The 19,468-nt window shown below is 37.7% G+C and carries 25 protein-coding genes; 21 read left to right on the forward strand and 4 right to left on the reverse strand.

Annotation, left to right across the window (positions count from 1 at the left end; genetic code table 11):
• Positions 1 to 17: 17 nt before the first annotated feature.
• The 4 genes from RI844_RS11050 to RI844_RS11065 form a co-directional block, all read right to left on the reverse strand.
• The gene (locus RI844_RS11050) at positions 18 to 3,146 is read right to left on the reverse strand and encodes an efflux RND transporter permease subunit (protein ID WP_348394735.1); all 3,129 of its coding nucleotides are present in this window, start codon (positions 3,144 to 3,146) and stop codon (positions 18 to 20) included.
• Positions 3,147 to 3,152: 6 nt separating this feature from the next.
• Positions 3,153 to 4,229 carry an efflux RND transporter periplasmic adaptor subunit gene (locus RI844_RS11055; RefSeq protein ID WP_348394736.1) on the reverse strand — a complete coding sequence of 359 codons (1,077 nt, stop codon included), beginning with the start codon at positions 4,227 to 4,229 and terminating at the stop codon, positions 3,153 to 3,155.
• Between the two features lie 372 nt (positions 4,230 to 4,601).
• Complete coding sequence (erpA, locus tag RI844_RS11060; RefSeq protein ID WP_348394737.1) at positions 4,602 to 4,943, reverse strand: iron-sulfur cluster insertion protein ErpA; 342 nt, start codon at positions 4,941 to 4,943, stop codon at positions 4,602 to 4,604.
• A 107-nt stretch (positions 4,944 to 5,050) separates the two neighbouring features.
• Complete coding sequence (locus RI844_RS11065) at positions 5,051 to 5,776, reverse strand: DUF6776 family protein (protein WP_348394738.1); 726 nt, start codon at positions 5,774 to 5,776, stop codon at positions 5,051 to 5,053.
• Between the two features lie 85 nt (positions 5,777 to 5,861).
• Between RI844_RS11065 and RI844_RS11070 the strand changes: the two genes are divergently transcribed.
• From RI844_RS11070 to RI844_RS11170, 21 genes are all read left to right on the forward strand, one after another.
• Positions 5,862 to 7,547, forward strand: coding sequence for a chloride channel protein (locus RI844_RS11070; protein WP_348394739.1), 1,686 nt, complete (start codon positions 5,862 to 5,864; stop codon positions 7,545 to 7,547).
• Complete coding sequence (gene hemJ / locus RI844_RS11075) at positions 7,548 to 7,985, forward strand: protoporphyrinogen oxidase HemJ (RefSeq protein WP_348394740.1); 438 nt, start codon at positions 7,548 to 7,550, stop codon at positions 7,983 to 7,985. It abuts the gene before it with no gap.
• Between the two features lie 124 nt (positions 7,986 to 8,109).
• Positions 8,110 to 9,117, forward strand: coding sequence for an aspartate carbamoyltransferase (locus tag RI844_RS11080; RefSeq protein ID WP_348398340.1), 1,008 nt, complete (start codon positions 8,110 to 8,112; stop codon positions 9,115 to 9,117).
• A gap of 31 nt (positions 9,118 to 9,148) precedes the next feature.
• Positions 9,149 to 10,429: a glutamate-1-semialdehyde 2,1-aminomutase gene (gene hemL / locus RI844_RS11085; protein WP_348394741.1), complete on the forward strand. Its 1,281-nt coding sequence runs from the start codon at positions 9,149 to 9,151 to the stop codon at positions 10,427 to 10,429.
• A 505-nt stretch (positions 10,430 to 10,934) separates the two neighbouring features.
• Positions 10,935 to 11,321 carry a VOC family protein gene (locus tag RI844_RS11090; RefSeq protein ID WP_348394742.1) on the forward strand — a complete coding sequence of 129 codons (387 nt, stop codon included), beginning with the start codon at positions 10,935 to 10,937 and terminating at the stop codon, positions 11,319 to 11,321.
• Positions 11,321 to 11,659, forward strand: coding sequence for a hypothetical protein (locus tag RI844_RS11095; protein WP_348394743.1), 339 nt, complete (start codon positions 11,321 to 11,323; stop codon positions 11,657 to 11,659). Before RI844_RS11090 ends, RI844_RS11095 begins: the two co-directional genes overlap by 1 nt.
• 45 nt (positions 11,660 to 11,704) lie before the next feature.
• Positions 11,705 to 12,193 carry a P-loop NTPase family protein gene (locus RI844_RS11100; RefSeq protein ID WP_348394744.1) on the forward strand — a complete coding sequence of 163 codons (489 nt, stop codon included), beginning with the start codon at positions 11,705 to 11,707 and terminating at the stop codon, positions 12,191 to 12,193.
• 127 nt (positions 12,194 to 12,320) lie between these two features.
• Positions 12,321 to 12,719: a VOC family protein gene (locus RI844_RS11105; protein WP_348394745.1), complete on the forward strand. Its 399-nt coding sequence runs from the start codon at positions 12,321 to 12,323 to the stop codon at positions 12,717 to 12,719.
• A gap of 113 nt (positions 12,720 to 12,832) precedes the next feature.
• A complete protein-coding gene (locus RI844_RS11110; protein WP_348394746.1) occupies positions 12,833 to 13,567 on the forward strand; it encodes a hypothetical protein in 735 nt (244 codons plus the stop codon).
• 199 nt (positions 13,568 to 13,766) lie between these two features.
• Positions 13,767 to 14,069 carry a YciI-like protein gene (locus RI844_RS11115; protein ID WP_348394747.1) on the forward strand — a complete coding sequence of 101 codons (303 nt, stop codon included), beginning with the start codon at positions 13,767 to 13,769 and terminating at the stop codon, positions 14,067 to 14,069.
• A gap of 111 nt (positions 14,070 to 14,180) precedes the next feature.
• Positions 14,181 to 14,483 (forward strand): putative quinol monooxygenase, encoded by a 303-nt coding sequence (locus tag RI844_RS11120; RefSeq protein ID WP_348394748.1) that lies wholly within the window; start codon positions 14,181 to 14,183, stop codon positions 14,481 to 14,483.
• 102 nt (positions 14,484 to 14,585) lie between these two features.
• Positions 14,586 to 15,077: a hypothetical protein gene (locus RI844_RS11125; protein WP_348394749.1), complete on the forward strand. Its 492-nt coding sequence runs from the start codon at positions 14,586 to 14,588 to the stop codon at positions 15,075 to 15,077.
• A 101-nt stretch (positions 15,078 to 15,178) separates the two neighbouring features.
• Positions 15,179 to 15,640 (forward strand): nuclear transport factor 2 family protein, encoded by a 462-nt coding sequence (locus RI844_RS11130; RefSeq protein WP_348394750.1) that lies wholly within the window; start codon positions 15,179 to 15,181, stop codon positions 15,638 to 15,640.
• Positions 15,641 to 15,661: 21 nt separating this feature from the next.
• The gene (locus tag RI844_RS11135; protein WP_348394751.1) at positions 15,662 to 15,958 is read left to right on the forward strand and encodes a hypothetical protein; all 297 of its coding nucleotides are present in this window, start codon (positions 15,662 to 15,664) and stop codon (positions 15,956 to 15,958) included.
• Positions 15,959 to 16,244: 286 nt separating this feature from the next.
• On the forward strand, positions 16,245 to 16,670 hold the full coding sequence (locus RI844_RS11140) for a GFA family protein (RefSeq protein WP_348394752.1): 426 nt from the start codon (positions 16,245 to 16,247) through the stop codon (positions 16,668 to 16,670).
• A gap of 111 nt (positions 16,671 to 16,781) precedes the next feature.
• Positions 16,782 to 17,069, forward strand: a complete 288-nt coding sequence (locus RI844_RS11145; RefSeq protein WP_348394753.1) for a hypothetical protein — start codon at positions 16,782 to 16,784, stop codon at positions 17,067 to 17,069.
• Positions 17,070 to 17,118: 49 nt separating this feature from the next.
• A complete protein-coding gene (locus tag RI844_RS11150) occupies positions 17,119 to 17,463 on the forward strand; it encodes a DUF6176 family protein (protein WP_348394754.1) in 345 nt (114 codons plus the stop codon).
• A 40-nt stretch (positions 17,464 to 17,503) separates the two neighbouring features.
• Positions 17,504 to 18,013, forward strand: coding sequence for a hypothetical protein (locus tag RI844_RS11155; RefSeq protein WP_348394755.1), 510 nt, complete (start codon positions 17,504 to 17,506; stop codon positions 18,011 to 18,013).
• Between the two features lie 38 nt (positions 18,014 to 18,051).
• Complete coding sequence (locus tag RI844_RS11160) at positions 18,052 to 18,417, forward strand: cupin domain-containing protein (protein WP_348398341.1); 366 nt, start codon at positions 18,052 to 18,054, stop codon at positions 18,415 to 18,417.
• An 8-nt stretch (positions 18,418 to 18,425) separates the two neighbouring features.
• Entirely contained in the window at positions 18,426 to 18,965 is a 540-nt protein-coding gene (locus RI844_RS11165) for a VOC family protein (RefSeq protein ID WP_348394756.1), read from the forward strand.
• A 101-nt stretch (positions 18,966 to 19,066) separates the two neighbouring features.
• A complete protein-coding gene (locus tag RI844_RS11170; RefSeq protein WP_348394757.1) occupies positions 19,067 to 19,456 on the forward strand; it encodes a GFA family protein in 390 nt (129 codons plus the stop codon).
• Positions 19,457 to 19,468: the final 12 nt, after the last annotated feature.

Raw genomic sequence — 19,468 nt, forward strand, 5'->3', positions numbered from 1 at the left:
AGGTTGTTATTCTGAGATTATACTTCTTCAAAGGCAGGTGCAGCAACCCATTGTTGCTTGGTTTTCTTCGCTTGTTTATAGTCTCTTAACGCTAATAAACATGGGGTAAGTATTAAGGTAAGTACAGTGGCAAAAGCTAAGCCGCCTGCTACCGCAGTTGCCAGTTGCGCCCACCACTGAGTAGAAGGCGCGCCAAAACTAATATCTCTGCTAACAAAATCAATATTCATTTGCAGCACCATTGGCATTAACCCAAAAATAGTCGTAATAGTTGTTAATAACACTGGCCGCAAACGCTGGGCACCGGTTCTTAAAATAGCCTCTTTGGCGGTTAACCCTGAAGCTTTAAGTACATTGTAGGTATCAATTAATACGATATTATTGTTTACCACAATACCAGCTAAAGCAATAACACCTAAACCAGACATAACAATACCAAAAGGCTTACCAACAACCAATAATGCTAGAAATACGCCAACAGTTGAAAACAATACCGCTGAAAGTATCAGCATGGCTTGATAGAAACTGTTAAATTGCGTCACTAATATAATCGCCATGACAAACAGGGCGACAGCAAAGGCATTACTTAAAAAGTCTTCTGACTCTTGTTGTTGCTCATTTTGTCCTTTTACTTTAACAGCTACAGTTAACCAATCAATATCAAGGGATGTCATTTGTGCTTTCAACAGTGGTAATTCAGTTGGTAATTGCGCGCCTGGAATTAAATCGGCCTGGATAGTAACTACGCGTTTTGAGTCTACTCGCTTGATGGTATCAACTTTTTGTGCTGCTTTTTTGTCAACAAAGTTGGTCATTGGCACTAACCCATCTTTGGTGTTCAAACGCAGCTCATCTAAACGGCTGAGGCTGCGTTTTTCCATAGGAAAGCGGACGCGAATATCTAATTCATCATCGACATCATCGGGCCGGTACTCGCCAAGCTTTAAACCATTGGTTACCATTTGCACTGATGTGCCGACCAAAGTAGCATCGGCGCTAAACGTAGCCGCTAGAGCACGGTTAACTTTAAGCTGCCACTCAATTCCAGGTTTGGAGCCGCCATCTTCAACATTGGTAAATTTAGGATTAAGCTGTAAGGCAGTTCTAACTTTGCGCACTGCATCTTGTAATTTTTCTGGAAACCTTGAAGAAAGCTCCAAGATCAAATCTTTACCCTGCTGAGGCCCCATTTTATCTTTACGAACTTCAACCTCAACTCCGGCATAAGTATCTAAACGACGATGTAACTCTGTAACAAGTTCATTAGCTGAAGGCCTAAACTGCCAGTGGGTTAAATTAATGCGCAGTGTACCGACTAGATCATTACCGCCAGTTTTAGAATAGAGTGATTTAATCGCTTGTAAATCTAAGATGCGGTGCTCAATTTCTTTCATGATCACATCTTTTTCATCAATCGATAAATCACCATAAGAGCGTACGGTTAAACTAATTCCTTCTGGTTCTACGTCAGGGAAAAACTCACTGCCTAAGCCAGAACCAATATAATTTCCCATTACCGCAGCGGCGAAAACCAAGGTCACCAACAACACTTTTAACGGGTGAGTGATGGCAACAGAGAGTACTGAAACATACTTGCCCATCAAGCCTTTAAGCTTTGTTATATCGCCTTCTTCTGCTTGGATGAGTTGCTGCTTTTCTTGCTCTGTAATTAATCGACTTTTGCCCCACAATGTGCCCATTGTTGGTACAAAAATAAGCGCCATTAATAACGAAGCAGATAGTACCGCAATTAACGTAATAGGCATGAATTTCATAAATTCACCCATCATGCCCGGCCAAAATAATAATGGCGCAAATGCCGCTAAGGTTGTTGCGGTAGAGGCAATAATAGGCCATGCCATACGTTTCGCCGCTAATGAATAAGCCTGCTGTTTCTCGATACCTTCACTCATTTGTCTGTCGGCAAATTCAGTTACCACTATGGCGCCATCCACCAACATGCCAACCGCCATAATAAGTGCAAACAGCACGACAATATTTACTGTTAAACCAAAAATTGAGAGCACCAAAATACCGGTAAGAAATGCTCCTGGTATAGATAAGCCTACTAACATTGCCGTTCTTGCACCTAGAGCAGCAATAATCACAATCACCACAAGTAATATTGCTGAAATTACATTATTTTGTAAATCGCTAAGCATAGTTTTAACTTGCTTAGATTCATCACCAGTATAATTCACTAAAATATGCTCAGGCCAAAACTTACGTTCACGTTCGATTAAGGCCTTTACATTATCAACCGTTTCAATAATGTTTTGTCCGGGACGTTTTTTAACTTCAATTGAAATTGCCCGTTCGCCATTAAGGCGAGCATAGGATGTAGGATCTTTGTATGCTCTACGCACAATAGACACATCTTGGAAAGTGACAACTCTGTCGCCATCAACTTTTATCGGTAACTCAAGTAAGTCTTTAACGGTTTCAAATACTGAGGGCACTTTTACAGCAAACCTGCCTTTACCTGTGTCCATAGTTCCAGCAGGCACCAAGCGATTATTGCGCTCAACTAGATTATAAATATCGTTTTGATCAAGCCCATAGCTTTCCATCAACAATGGATCAACTATGATCTCAACCATGTCTTCACGATCGCCGCCGATATCTACTTCCAGTACTTGTGTCATGCTGGCAATTTTATCTTCTAAATCTCGAGCAATGGTGATTAAGCCACGTTCACTAACCGGCCCAGATAAAAATACCGTTACAGCTGGTTGTTGGCTCGCCATAGTGACTTGTTTTACTACCGGTTCTTCTGACTCTGCCGGGAGCTTTGCTTTCGCCAACGTGACTTTATCACGCACCGAAGACAATGCTTCTTTGGCATCAAAACCGGCGATAAATTCCATCCGAATATTGGCATAACCTTCACTGGCCGAGGCATGCATTTCTTTAATGCCTTCAATCGATTTAAGCTCATTTTCCATTGGCCTAACCAACATGCGTTCTGCATCTTCAGGAGAAATACCATCATGCACAATAGAAACATATATTTGCGGAATGGTAATGTCAGGATTCGATTCTTTCGGGATGTTGTTATAGGTAATACCGCCAGCAATAAGCAATAAGATAAATATCATCATTACCGAGCGAGTTCGGTATAAAGCTGAGTCGATAAGCGCTAACATACGGGCTTATTGTTCCACTGAAACTGGATTTACGGTATCACCTGGGCGAACAAAGCCTTGACCAAGAGTAATAATGTGCTCTTCTTCACCAAGCCCCTTTAACCACACACCAGATTCATCACTTTTCACTATGTTTATTTTGGTAAAAACGACCTTTTGATCAACTACAGATTTAACGCCAATATTACCCTTTTCATCGAGCGCTAGTAATGCCGGAGATATTTTTATCGCAGACACCATAGCTAACGGTAATTCTACTTCAGAACTAATCCCGGCAAAATAGCGATAGTCTTGATTTTCAATGGCAATTTCAGCTTTAAAAGTATTAGTTTTTTCATTAGCGACACTGGCGATATAACGTAATTTGCCTTTTATTTCACGCTCTCCTAATAAGGTTATATCGGCGAGTTGTCCTTCTTTAATCAAACTGACTTGATTTTCAGTCACATGGGCACGAATAACTAATGGGTCTAAATCAGCGATCATGGCAATGTCGTCACCTATACCAACGTAATCGCCCACTTCGACAAACCGCTCATTTAAAATACCATCGAACGGAGCAATTAATGTGGTATTAGCTATGTCAGTTTCGATACGAGCAAGCTCAGCTTTTGCATCAGTAACATCAGACAATCGTTGGGCTAAGGCTGACTCACCTTGATAACCTCCCTGTAATAATTTTTTTGCGCCGTAATAATCTACACGTCTTTGCCTGAGCAATTGTTGAAAGTGTTCTAATTTTGCCGGTAAATCATTAAGCGCAATCGTTGCTATTACATCGCCTTTATTAACAAAGCTTCCACGCTGAGCAAACACTTTGGTAATAGCGCCTTTGACTTGCGCTTGCAGAGTCACAATACGATCGGGTTCAGTGCGACCATACAAGCTTACCGTATTAGCAATTTGTTCAGCGTAAAGTGTTGCCACTTGCACTTTAGCGATAGGGGGTGTTTTATCGGCCACTAAATCGGGGTTTACTTTGCCATTACCTATTCCTGTTGCTAACCAAATGATCAGTAACAAAGAAATAGCAATAGCAATAATATATGGACGCTGTGCCAGCCATTGGCTGTTTAAACGCATACTTTCCCCAAAAATAATTTTTTTTATGAAGTCAGTATAAAACGAAGTGAGGGATTTTAGCAGCAATTAATTTACATAATCGCCACATTTTTTAATATTTCGAGGGGTTATACCCGTCGCCATTCAAGATGCAGGTTTCAGAGTGCTTGAGCGATTTCAATACAAGGCGTAGCTATACAGTAATGGTTATTCCCTTGCAAATAGGTACAACGAAGTAGTGGGATTGCTCAAGCGCTTCTTCGATGAGTTTAAAAATAATTTATGCCGCGTTATTAAATTGAACAATGGAACAACCATTATCTAAATCTAATGCCTCGCCTAAATTACTTTTAATTCCCACTGAAATCCGCACTTTGAATGGCGACGGGTATATTAAATAGAGAAAGAAGAACCACAACCACAAGTTGTTTCGGCATTCGGGTTGTCTACTAAGAAACGACTTCCTTCTAAGCCTTCTATGTAGTCAACAGTGCCACCAACAAGATACTGTAAACTCATTGGATCAATGACCATAGTTACACCTTCTTTTACTATGGTCATGTCGCCGTCATTTACTTTTTCATCAAAAGTGAAACCGTATTGAAAGCCTGAACAGCCACCACCAGTAACGTACACACGAAGTTTTAATGCCGGATTTTCTTCTTCACTAATGAGTACTTTTACTTTGTTAGCGGCGGCATCACTGAATTGAATTGGTAATTGGTTTTCTGACATAGTTTACTTCTTAAAAATTACGGCATTAGATCTTGTACAGATCAGTATTGGTGGATTATCTTAAACCTGAGTAATTTAATCAAGTATTATTGCCATTCATGGTGCTATTAACCAGTTTTAATGTTTTTCCAAGGGTAACTTTCGTCTAAACGATGATATTTTTGCCATTTACCAGCAGGCAAAATTGCCGACACATCGATTTTTTCAGGTACAAAATCTTTGGGCAAAGCAAATTCAGCTTCGATTACTTGAAAATATTGAAAACTAAACGCTAAAGAGTTTTTATTAAGCTCGGTCATTTTAGCAATATTAATAGTAGCAGGGCGATTAACCAAACTACCTGCAAAAGTAATGTCTACACGACCTTTGGCATAACGTTTACTTTTTTGTTGTTGCACCAACACAACTCGAATTCGATAATGATTCTCGCTAGCACTGGCGGTAATTTCAACTTCATCAATAATAATGCCATTGGCCTGCTTTTCTGGCGCCATTATTTTTTCATAAAAGGCGAGCTCTTTCTTTAAAGAGAAGTGGTCATCTTCGATGCTTCTCAGCGCCTGCTGGGCTTTTTGGTTAGCAAGGCGTTCAATTTCAAGCTCTACTTGCAACGTATTTAACTCACTTTGTGCCTGTTCGTTTTTTTGATAAAGTTTGTCTAGACGTTCAGCTTGCTCAGTAATGAGTCGACTTTGATGTTTTTGATAAAAATTGCCGGCTTTATAAGAAAGAACGATGACCACGAACAGCACTAAGCCACTAGTTATTAATAGTTTGAATGCGCCATATCGACGATGTAGGTCTGATATTGTTATTTTTTTTAACCAATTCATTTTTAAGGTATTATCTATTTTAAGTATGTTAAACTTGTGCAACTAATCTATCAGTAAACAAAAATAATAGTAACGAAGGTAACTCATGCCATTAGTGCCGTTCAGAACCAAACTAGCCAAGCCAGAGCCCTCCTGGCAATTATGTCTTATGGGCATAATTGGCGGCACTTTAGCATCACTTTGTATTATTTTATTTCGTTTTAGTGTTGAGTCTTTGCAATTATTGTATCTGGAAAACATTGATGACTACACCACTTTATCAGAATTTTATCGTTTTATAACCCCTGTTGTTGCCGTACTGTTTATTTTAGGCTTGGCCTGGATATCAAAATTTAAGTATACAAGAATGGGCATCCCATTTGTTATCCACCGATTGAAAGCCAATTATGGTTATATTCCATTTAAAAATACCCTTACTCAATTTTTTGGTGGTATTTTTGCATTGGCCGGAGGGTTTTCTGTCGGCCGTGAAGGTCCCGCGGTGCACATCGGTGCCGCATCAAGCAGCTTTTTAGGCAGCAAATTGGCCCTACCACATAATTCTATTAGAACCTTATGTGCCTGTGGAGTGGCAGCGGGGATTTCAGCAAGTTTTAACACCCCTCTCGCCGCTGTGATTTTTGTAATGGAAGTAATATTGCGAGAATACCGCCTGCATATATTTATCCCAGTAATTTTGGCATCAATTATTGGTTCTATGATGACGCATGCGTTTTTTGGCCCTTATCATGAATTTGAATTTTTCGCTTACATCGTTATCGACTTTTGGCATTACCCGCTATTAATTCTTTTTGGCATTTTCTTAGGTTTTTTAGCAAAAGCATTTAACTCCAGTTTAATTGCCACACTAAAATTTTCACTAAAATATCACATGGCAAAACGGTTAGTACTAGCCGCTTTAATAATGGGCTTTATTGGATTGTTAGTGCCACAAAGTATGGGAGCGAGTTTAAGCGCTATTGGTTCAATGCTTGAGCACAATAATCATTTACTGCTCATCTTAGCGATTTTAGCGGCAAAATTTATTGCCACAATAGCAGTTCTTGGTTTAGGTGTACCAGGTGGTATAATTGGCCCAACGTTGGCTATTGGTGCAATTGCCGGAGCGTTAATGGCGTTTTTTGTGAATATACTATACCCGGAAGTCAGTTTTGCCGGTGACTATGCATTAATGGGGATGGCAGGCATGCTAGCTGCTACCTTGAATGCGCCCCTAGCCGCATTGCTCACCGTAATAGAATTATCCAATCAGTTGCAGTTGGCACTACCGGCAATGGTAGTAATTACGTCAGCTTATTTAACCTCGAGCCAATTCTTAAAAAACCGTTCGATATTTTTACAACAACTCGAATTTCAACAACTGCCCTATCAAGCTTCACCGGTGGAAAGCGTATTGCAAAAGCATGGCGTGTTATCACAAATGGACAGAAATTTTAAAGTGCTTAACACCGCTGATCATAATCAAATAAAGTGGTTACTCGCAGGCCAAAACTCTAGTGAGCAATTAATCATTAAACCTAAATCGAATGAATCCACGTTTAAGCTAGTGCAAATTGATATGAACATTCACCCACTAGATGGTGAAGACCAAGCAATTAAATCAACAATAATGCCAGCTATAGACAGCCAAGCAACGCTCTCTGAAGCTTACTTTGCACTGTATAAACAACGCGAAGGAGCGGTATATATTTATCACAGATCAAAAGATAATATTATTGGTGTGTTAGCATTTGAAAAAATTCGAAAAATTTTAACTCTAGGTAACACATAAATGAGTAGTTTATTATGGATTAAAGCCTTACACGTAGCTTTTATGGTAGCTTGGTTTGCAGGCATCTTCTACTTGCCACGGCTGTTTGTTTACCATGCCGAATCGAATAATAAAGATGTACATGAACAATTAAAGACGATGGAACGCCGGTTGTTATTTTTTGTCACGCCATTTGCCATTTTAACCTTGATATTCGGCCTAATACTGATTTATATGCTGGGCGTTGATTGGTTTATCCATAGTGCTTGGTTACATGTAAAATTGGTACTTGTAGCTTTATTATTTGTCTATCACGGTTATTGCTTTAAATTGCTTAACGATTTTAAAACCGACAAAAATACTCGCTCCGGAAAGTTTTATCGAATATTTAATGAATTGCCCGTATTTATATTATTTGCGGTAATTATTTTAGCAATTGTTAAACCGGCCATTTATTAACAAAATAGTCATTCTGTGCTAAAGTTGCGCGCATAAGAAGTTAGGCAAATGTGAGTTGCAGTAAACTTGTTCTTTGCTTAACTCAACAACCAATATATTTAATAATAAGATCAGGCAGTTAACTATTATGAATTTTCAAGGTAGCCATATTTTATCGGTATCACAATTTGATCGTGATTCGGTATCTCGCATTCTTGAAGTTGCGCAAGCAATGATCCCTTACGCCAGCAGACAAAAGCGTTGCCATGTGCTTGAAGGGGCAATTTTAAATAATCTATTTTTTGAACCGAGTACTCGTACTCGTATCTCATTTGGTACCGCTTTTCAGTTATTAGGCGGCTTTGTGCACGAAACCGTTGGCCAAGAAAGCTCATCATTATCTAAAGGCGAGTCATTATTTGATACTGCCCGGGTTATCAGTGGTTATTCAGACGTTATTGCTATGCGTCATCCCGATATGCATTCGGTAGCAGAGTTTTCTAAGGGTAGCACCGTACCGGTAATTAACGGTGGTGATGGTGCGAATGAACATCCAACCCAAGCACTATTAGATTTATTTACTATTCAGGCTGAAATGAGTCGTTTTGACAAAGGCATTGATGGCTTAAACATTGTATTAATGGGTGACTTAAAGCATGGCCGCACAGTACATTCTCTCTCAAGATTATTAAGCTTATATAAAAACCTTACCATTACACTATTGTCGCCAAAAGAGTTACAAATGCCAGCTTACATTGTTGATGTATTAACGAATGCTGGCCATAAAGTAAATATTACACAAACCATGGCTGGCAATTTAAACAGCGATGTTGTTTACCAAACCCGCATTCAACAAGAGCGTTTTACCAGCCTTGCTGAAGCGGAGCAATATCGTGGCCACTTTAGTTTAAATAAAAGTGTGTATCAGCAGTACTGTAAAGAGCATACAGTGATCATGCACCCACTGCCTAGAGACGCTCGCCCAGAGGCGAACGAGCTGGACATTGATTTAAACGACAACAGCAATTTAGCAATTTTCCGTCAAGCTCAAAATGGCGTATTAGTACGCATGGCATTATTTGCCTTAACATTAGGCGTTGATGAGAAACTTACCCAATATGAAAAAGAAGTAACCTGGTTTACCAATAAATAAACCAGACCTTTACAGAACACAAGGCGAACAGATGTCACATTCACAGCAATTATTTGAACAAGCACAAAAAACGATTCCCGGCGGCGTTAACTCACCAGTTCGAGCTTTTACCGGCGTTGGTGGAACCCCTCTTTTTATTGAACGAGCAACTGGCGCCTACACATTTGATGCCGATGGTAAACAATACATCGATTATGTTGGTTCTTGGGGACCAATGATTTTAGGTCATAATCACCCGGCTATTTTAGATGCGGTAATCTCTACGGCACAAAAAGGCTTAAGCTTTGGTGCACCAACTGAACTTGAAATTACCATGGCTGAAAAAGTACGTGAATTAGTTCCATCAATGGAAAAACTTCGCATGGTTAGCTCTGGTACTGAAGCCACAATGAGTGCTATTCGTTTAGCTCGTGGTTACACAGGGCGTGATAAAATTCTAAAGTTTGAAGGTTGTTATCACGGCCATGCCGACTCATTATTAGTTAAAGCTGGTTCAGGCGCATTAACATTAGGTGTTCCTAACTCTCCAGGCATTCCTGCCGATTTTGCCAAGCACACATTAACTGTTAACTATAATGACATTCAGTCTGTTAAAGACATTTTCGCTGATTTAGGCGACCAAATTGCCTGTATTATAGTTGAACCCGTTGCCGGTAACATGAACTGTATTCCTCCTGTAGAAGGCTTCTTGGAAGGTTTACGTAGCATTTGTGACGAATACAAATCAGTATTTATTATCGACGAAGTTATGACCGGTTTTCGTGTTGCTCTTGGCGGCGCGCAAGCACATTACAATGTTAAGCCTGACTTAACTACATTAGGTAAAGTTATTGGCGGCGGTATGCCCGTTGGCGCTTTTGGCGGTAAAGCTGAGATCATGGATTACATAGCGCCAGTTGGCCCTGTTTATCAGGCAGGAACATTATCGGGTAATCCTATAGCTATGGCTGCAGGCCTTGCTGCATTGAATGAATTAAGCAGCAAAGACTACCATACAGAATTAGCCGCTAAAACCAAGCAAATTGCCGAAGGCTTTAAAGCCGCAGCAGATCGCCAAAAGGTACCACTAGCAATTAACTATGTTGGCGCTATGTTTGGCTTCTTCTTTACCGAGCAAGAACAAGTAAATACCTTCGCGCAAGTAATGCAGTGTGACACAGCTAAATTTAATAAGTTCTTCCACTTAATGTTAGAAGAAGGCGTTTACCTTGCCCCTTCAGCATTTGAAACTGGATTCTTATCAACTGCCCATTCAAATGCTGATATTCAAGCAACTATTGAAGCGGCAGAACGTTGTTTCGCTAAGTTATAAATTAACAACTTTATGCTCTATCAAAAGCTCGTGTTTATCACGGGCTTTTTTTGCTTCAAAAAAAGTTAACCATCCATTTAAATTTATAGATAAAAACGATATATTAAATCAATAAACTAATTTTTAGAATGAAGTATCCGCAAGTATAAATCCGGACCAAACCATTCTAGTAAGCTGTTAGCATGTAAGTTCTTATCAAGGTAAAACAGGGATAGTTTTCTTGTCAGAATTTGATTGTAAATCCTGGTAGGTAAATTTTAAAACCAGCGCTTCCAAAATTGTAATATTCCCTTTCCCTATCTTTTTAAGTACAGTGTATTAATTAAAATAAATCGTATGCTTGCCAATATCTTATGGCCAGTAAACTGGCGGAAGCGTGGTGTAGCATACTAACAAGGCGCTCAAGTAGACAATTAACGCTGTCACAGCTTTTACAAAAAAACGAAAATCCACGTGCCATCATTAATTGCAGCTTAGCTTAGCCTTAGTTGCACAAGAAGGTTTTATGCATAAAAGTAGATTAGCAGCATTAGTTTTAGATAGTAAAGTTGATGATATTGAAGAAGCCAATACCTTTTGGGAGCAAGCTTTGGGGTTAGAGTGTGTTCGTTCGAATGAAGAATGGTCTTCTAAATATTCGCATCTTAACTCACCAAAAGATCAGCCTCATATACTAATTCAAAAAACCACTCATGAAAGTCGAGTCCACCTCGATATTGAAACTGATAATATAGCAGCAGAGGTTGAGCGCCTAAAAACTCTTGGCGCGCAAGTAGTAGAAACTTTTCAACGTTGGGTAGTTATGGAGGCGCCGACAGGTCACCGTTATTGCGTAGTTAATCCGCAAAGGCAAGACTTTAGTGACTCGGATAATGTTAATGTCTGGGAATAGTGCATAACTTAGTAGATGATTTTATTGGCATGAACCAAGCAGGACGGATTCTTGAATTATGTGAAAAGTATTATGATGAAAATGTCATTATGTTAAATAATGGTCAAGTTTTCGCTGAGTCAATGCGTGAGTCTTATGATAAACAAAAAGGTTTTGTAGAGTCAGTTAAAGAATTTAACATTGAATTAGTTTCACAAAAAATTGATGGTAATGTTTCAGAGTTAATATTTCATTACCAGATGACAGGCTCAGACGCCACATTAAATGATTTTACCGGTAAGCATATTCAAACGTGGGTAAATAAAAAAATAGTCAAAGAAGAGTATGTATCAATTTAAAATATAAGCCAGTTAAGACGGGCAATTATAAACTAGGAGGCTATTTTGACTAAAGTTGTCATTTTCGGGAATTCAGGTTCAGGTAAATCTACACTTGCGAAAGACTTGGCCAATAACAATAATCTACCTCATTTAGACCTAGATACAATTGCATGGAAGCCAGTTCAGCCTCCACAAAGAATGCTTATTTCAGAATCCAATATAGCTATTAATGACTTTTTACATAGACATAGCGAATGGGTTGTTGAGGGCTGTTATTCAGACTTGTTGGAACTTGTATTTTCACAAACCGAGGAAGTAATTTATCTAAACTTACCTGTTTCTGCTTGTATTGCTAATGCTAAACATCGTCCTTGGGAGCCGCACAAATATAAAAGTAAAGAGGATCAAGATGCAAATTTAACTATGTTAATAGATTGGATTTCTCAATATGATTCACGTACTGATACATTCTCAAAAGTTGCTCATGAAAAACTTTATAATAAATTTCAAGGCAAAAAAACAATGCATACATCAAACCAAAAACGTACATAACAAGCTATTCGAAGAACAAAAAACAGTTGGCTTTTGCTGCTTCGTCGCTTATTTTAACCAACTATTACGTGCCTCTTAGTAAGGCGTTAACCGTCATTCGATATATGTTTAAAATTAAGGAGTTATTTTGAAAGAAATTACAGGAGTTAATCACCTTGGGCTAAGAGTTCAGGATCTTGCACAATCAAGAGCATTTTATGAAAAGCTTGGTTTCATATTTTTAGTGGGCCCTATCGGTCCTGAGCCCGTGGCGATTATGGAGCACCCATCAGGAGTTAATATTAATTTTATTCTTAATTCTAATTCTGATATTTCGCATAACATTCTTATGGATCTCCCAGAAAAATACCCTGGCTACACCCATGTAGCCTTAACTGTGTCTAATATTGAGTCAGTAGAGCGTTTTTTAAAGCAAGAAAAAATTGCAATAAGTGAAGGTCCCATTACGCTACCTAATGGTGCGGTTATGTTATTCGTTCGTGATCCAGATGAAAATGTTATCGAATTCCATCAAGATCCAAAATAAAACGGCTAACAAGTCATCCGAGCAGGGCAAAATAATTGTTTTATTTCACATATACTTCACATAACTCGCACTACCCTTAACTTCCTTTTAAAGTGAAGAAAGAAGGTATTATAATGCAAAAGTATGGCTGTATCTTAGCAAGTATTGGATGTTTTATTAATGTGCACGCGGCAGAAAACCAAATAACAGCGCCAACATTAATAGAACAAGAAGTTATTCAAGCTATCACCGATATAGCCGGTGCGCCTCGTAAAGAATGGAGCGTACAAATATCGCACTACGAAAATGAAGAGGGCGATGTTACCAGTAGCATAGAGCGTTACACCCCAAATGAAGACACAAGTAAGCAATGGACCCTATTACGTATTAACGACAAAACTCCTAGTCATAAACAAATTAAAAAATTTGTAAAAAAGAAACAAGAACACGTTGAAAATAAGGCAAATGGTAAAATTTACAGCATTAATTTTAAAACGTTAATTGAGCAAGACAGTCTTCAACTGTTAAATCATTATGGCAGCCATGCCAAAGTAGGTTTTCAGGTTCACTTGGAAGACCTGGGAGACGACGCAAAAGGAAAATTAGAAGGTACGTTGTCGTATAGTAAACAACACAAATATATTGAAGAAATAACCATAGTTAATAACGCTGAATTTTCGCCAATGTTCAGTGCCACTATTTCAGATCTAGTGTTATCTTTTAACTTTATTAAGCTCAATGATGTGGTATTACCACAACAGATTGAAATGCGTATGAAGGGTAGTTTTGCCTATTTTACCGAAATAGATGAAGTGTCAACCACAACCTATTCTAATTATCTTCATACAAGAAAGCTATTGAGCGAATAGGCCACATCTTAATATTTTATCAAAGATTCAAATTAATTTTCACATTCAGATTTACTGAGAATGATTAGCAATGAATTAACACAACACCTTTTGTTAATTCATTGAAATATAATCAATTACTCTGGTCAAAATATTGACCATTACTGAGAAGTCTACATAATAAGGTGTTCAAACGGCACAAAGTAGAGATGAAACCAAAATGTACTTCTTATTAACTTATGAGGTGGTTCCTGATTATTTAGAGCGAAGAGTAGAGTTTCGTGATGCTCATATAAAGCTAGCTTTATCGGCTGTAAATCGTGGTGAACTGCGATTGGGAGGAGCGTTAACTGAACCTAATGATGGAGCAGTGCTACTTTTTGAAGGTAACTCTCCTGAGGTTGCAGAGAACTTTGCCAAACACGATCCTTACGTTTTAAATGGGCTTGTAAAAAGTTGGCAAGTCAGGTCATGGTCAATAGTTCTAGGCGCTGGTGTTGCGCCTCATAATATTGAAGTTTGATCTAATATGACATGCAACCGGTCACTATAATTGGTTCTATTAGTTCCTCGCTAATTTTAATCAATATTTTTTGCTGGATGGCAAGGCGTATAAGTTTTAAGGAGTTGAGTTTTGTCGAAAGTCATTTTGAAGGGATATATATTAGTTTCAGATATTGATTTGGAAATTGTTAAAACTGAGCTAATAGTTCATTGTAAATTAACCAAAGAAGAGCCAGGATGTTTGTTATTCGAGGTAATTCCTGATGCAAATAACCCGAACTTGTTTAGTGTTTACGAAGAGTTTGTAGATCAAGCCGCTTTTGATAATCACCAAACAAGAGTTAACAATTCCAATTGGGGTAAAGTAACTAAACAGGTTAAAAGACATTACCAAATAATTAACGGTATACAGAACATACAACAAACTAATTAAGACGGGCTACTAACAGTTTTTCCGGAACCGCTTCGATACACATTTTAGCAAAACTTTTTTTTCAGCTCTGCATTAGGGCATTACAACGGCGGAAGTCAGTACATGAAAACTCAATTTATTCCTAATTCATTTAATGTCCCTACATTCTTAGATGACGAACACTTTCATTTCAGAGTTCTCGAAGATAGTATTGCTGAATTAGACTATGAGGCAGTGATGTCTAGTCAACCAAAACTAAAGGGAATTTTTGGCCCTGACTCTGATTGGCCAAAAAGTAACATGACTATAGAGGAAAATATTGCGAGTTTAAAAATCCATAAACAAGAATTTGAATCACGTGCAGCATTTGCTTATTCAGTTTTTAGCCGCTCACAAAATAAATACCTTGGTTCTGTTTACATAGACCCAAGTCAATCAAATAAATTTGATTGTGAAGTGTATTTGTGGATTAGAAATGATAGTTTGTATTTAGATAAGGAGCTTTATCAAACGGTATTGAACTGGCTTCAAGAGTGTTGGCCTTTCCCTAAAGTTGCATTTCCTGGTAGAGAAATTTCCTGGACTGAATGGGCTAAGGAATTGAAGGCTATATAAGTTACTTATTTTGACAGCTAACAAGTCGCTGTCGTTTGTTCGTCTTTCATTTTAATAAACAATTTCTGCTGCATCGGAAGTTGCTATATAAGGATATGTCAATGCAAAAAATTATCTTGGTTTTTCTAACTATATTTTCAATGACTGCTCATGCTAAAAATATTTTTAATGCTGAACAACTTGAGGAACTTGCTCAAAACTTCGTTCAAGCGATAGATGCACGTCAACAACCAAAAACAACAATTGCTGATATCGATAATTATTTATCTTTATTGGCTGATGATTTCATTGATGAACATATCAAATTTAAATTTACTTACACAGACAAGGTAAAGCTTAAAGAAGATATGATTGCGAAAATGGCCGGTGAAATTATTTACAGTTCCATAAAAATTGACGAAATGATAGTAGGTGGAAACGCCGCATTTATAAAAATGACTGAAACCATCAAAGGTAAGCCAGCTCACCTTGATAAGGTAATAGAATATAGTGTAACTAATGTAGTAACTTTAGAATTCAATGATAAAGGTTTAATCACTCACATTCGCCGTCACCATGGATGAACATAAATAAAAGGATAGTGTATGAAAAGACAAATAACTTTAGTGAGTCTGGTTTGCATCATTGCTGGATGTATCACGGTTCCTGTAGGTGATGAAAGCCATAGCCATTTATGCAAGATTTCCTCTGATCGAAAAACATTAAAAATAGTTGATATTGCAGAGGAAACTAATTCATATTACAGCATAAGCGGTACATTACTTTCCCCTATATTAGTCCCGACTACAGCATTAATATCTGGCTCATATGTTTTAGTGAATAATATCTATCATTATGGCGAAGAAAAAATAGTCTGTAGAAATAAACCTAGCAAGACTTAAAAATTTAATTCATTAAAATGTAGCATTCCAAAACAAAAAGTCGAGCGAATAATATCAATCAAACCATTATTGTATGTTTGCCCAGTAATAAACAAAAAAACAATGCAAATATGTGAAATATTCATTTTTAACAAATTGTTACTGTTTTTATTTAAAATCTAGATGTAGATCGATTACATTGAAATATAAGAAAGTACTGAACATTTAAGCAACTATACTTAGCTGCTTATTACAGTGTTAGGTCGTATTATTTTCAAGTTTATAACTCAAGACTAAGGATAATTGCATGAAAGGCTCTTGTAATTGCGGAAATGTAACGTTTTCTATTTTAGGTAAACTGCCACACCTGTATCAATGCCATTGCACCCTTTGTCAAAAGCAGGGTGGTTCAAGCTCCAATTCAGCTACAATTGTTGCGATTGAAAACTTTAAGTGGCTTTCTGGCGAAAATTCAATAACTAAATGGCAAAAGGATACAGGCTTCAGCTCTCATTTTTGCAAGTGCTGTGGCTCTCCGGTGCCAAACCCTTTACGACAATCTGACTTTTACTGGATCCCAGTAGGCCTTATGGAAAATGTAAATTCGAAAGTTGTTATTGATATTTATTGCGGCTCTAAAGCTAGCTGGGATACTTTGCCTGAAAATACGAGAGAGGATGAAACTATGCCTGACGACTTGTCGACTTTTATCGATATATTGAATGCAAAGTAAAGCACATAACCAATAATTTAAGTACGACTCCAAACAGTTGGATGAGTCCCCTTTGTGATGCATTTAAGCCAACTATAATATTGCCTATTAACTAGGTTGGGATATTTAACTATGAATAATCTTGAGCGCAAAGAATTAATCAACACAAGTTGGGAGCTGCACAGTGCTGTAGAAACAAGTTACCTTAACAACCCTGCAACTAAAGGCGATCAGCAATGGTTAGAAAAGCAGCGCATTCTTTTAGCTGATATGGCGATTCATTTATTGCAAACAGCAATCACACCGGGAGATATTGAACTTGATAAATTAACCAACAATATCCATTCCATTTTAACCATTGCAGATCAGTTTTTACCAAATGCAGAGCTCAAAAAAGCAACAGATAAACTTTACCAATAATCGTATTACAAATACATAAAGCAGCTGATATTTTTATAAGAGTTATATTATGGAATATGCATCAGGGTTAATTAAACTAAAGCCCGACACAGAAGAGAAAGTCGAACAGTGGCGAAGCACAATCGCCACACGGCTTGATGAAGCGGCTGCCACCTTACGAGATGAAAATGTACAAATAGAGTCTTGGTTTAAAGTAGAAATTGACGGTGAAAAATATCTTCTTTGGTACCTTCGTGCGCAATCTATTAAACGCGTATTCGAAATCTCCATGCAGCTGAAACACCCCATTGATAAGTTTCATTATGAACTTATGGCTGAAATAACCTCAAACAATGGCAATATTCAAGCCACACCACTGATAGATATACCCGGTGCTTATACAAATACTAAATAACGGCCCTATAAATATAACGCCTCACATGTGGACTAACTAAATGAAAAGCAAATATGCCATATCAATTATCAGCACTACTCTTTTTTTGCTGATTTGTAGTTCAAGTAGTCTTGCCGCTAATGAAGCATTTGTCGGTCTAGGCATGGGCAATCAAGATCAAGATGGTGCCAATTCAGTTAACCTTTCATTCACTACAGGGTATGATTTTTATCAGCGAGATTTTCAATCGTCACGATTCCAAGGGTTAACGATTGGAGTCGAAGCTCAATATTCTCCATCAATATCAGGTAACAATGAAACAACTAACTACTCATTGTTTGGCGCGGCAAAAATTTATACATCAGAGCAATATTATCTGAAGTTAAAACAAGGCGTAACTCGTTTTCCAGATGCGGTATTAACAGACTCGGATGCAGAGCGATCACATATTGGACTCGGTGTTGGCCTAGGCTATAAATTAGATAATGGGGCTTTTGAAATTGAATACGTATACTCTAACAAAACATTGCATGCTGCAGTTTTTGAAATTAGCTATAAGTACCAGTTTTAAATTTCACCCGAAAACATGCTATTCATCAGGGAGTATTGATAAAATTGAAAGCGATTAATTTTACCGACAAATTTACAAAATTTACAGAACACTGGTCACCAAGAGTTATTGCTGAAATGAATGATTATCAATTCAAATTAGTAAAAGTTGAAGGCGAGTTTGTTTGGCATGAACACCCTGATACTGATGAAGTATTTATTGTCATTGAAGGCTGCCTAAACATCGAATTTCGTGATGGAAAAGTTGCACTTGAAACTGGTGAGATGTTTGTTATTCCAAAAGGTGTTGAGCACAAGCCAACAGCGAATAGTGAATGTAAAATTATGATCGTTGAACCAAAAGGCGTTGTTAACACAGGTGAAGCTGACAGTTCACTTACCGCTCAAAATGATGTTTGGATTTAAACACAATAATGAAAATTTCACATAAATTATCTAGACTATTTCGTAATGCTACTCTGTTAGTAACCCTATCTTTTATGTTCTTAACTCTTACCTCGGTACGAGCTTATGCCCAAGATCCAACTTGCTTTAATAACGTAAACATTGAACCAAGTTTTATCGCTTTTACAACTACCAAGGAAAGCAAACTTGCAAATTGGTATCAAACTACGTTTGGCTTAAACATAGTAAAAGAATTCTCTTTTCCTGATGGGTCTGTAACAGGTGTTTTAATGCACAAGGGAGAGTTTGTCATTGAAGTATTCAATAGAAAAGATGCACTTAAAAAAGATGATTTCATTAAGAAAGCTAAAACAGAGCAATGGCGCGGTGTGATGAAATTCGGCATTTACACTAACGCAAACCTTGCAACACTGAAGCAATGTCTTAAGAATAAAGGGATTAAAGCAGGCCGAATTTTTAAGGATGAAAAACTGAATATAGATTTACTGCAAGTTATCGACCCTGAGCAGAATATACTCGAAATAATCAGTAGAACAAATAAGCTTTAAAGGGCTCTAATCACCATGAATAAATTTCAGCACTTGGTTTTCATTGGTTTAATTATGAGTACTTTTTTTTCATTTTTCACTTTACCCATGGAGAAATAATAATGAAAGGTGGCTGTCACTGTGGTGACATAAGGTATGAAATACAATTCAAACCATTCGATGCAGATATTTGTCACTGTCGAGATTGCCAAAAAGTTACTGGCTCTCCTATCGGTGTATGGATGGACTTTAAAACTGAGCAGATTACTTGGCTAAAAGGAGTGATAACTGAATATCAATCATCAACAAATATTTTTAGAGGCTTTTGCTTAAAGTGTGGCTCCACTTTGAGCTACAGAAATAGTGATCAGCCAGCATACTTTACCTTAAGTATTACATCCCTTGATGACCCAAATATTGTGGAACCTAATTATCATATTTATACTGACAACCAAGTTAATTGGTTAACGATTCAAGATGATTGTAAAAGGTATCCAAAAGAGCGCTCTTAATATTAAATTCAA

Source organism: Thalassotalea fonticola (assembly GCF_032911225.1).
GTDB classification, from domain to species: Bacteria; Pseudomonadota; Gammaproteobacteria; order Enterobacterales; family Alteromonadaceae; genus Thalassotalea_A; species Thalassotalea_A fonticola.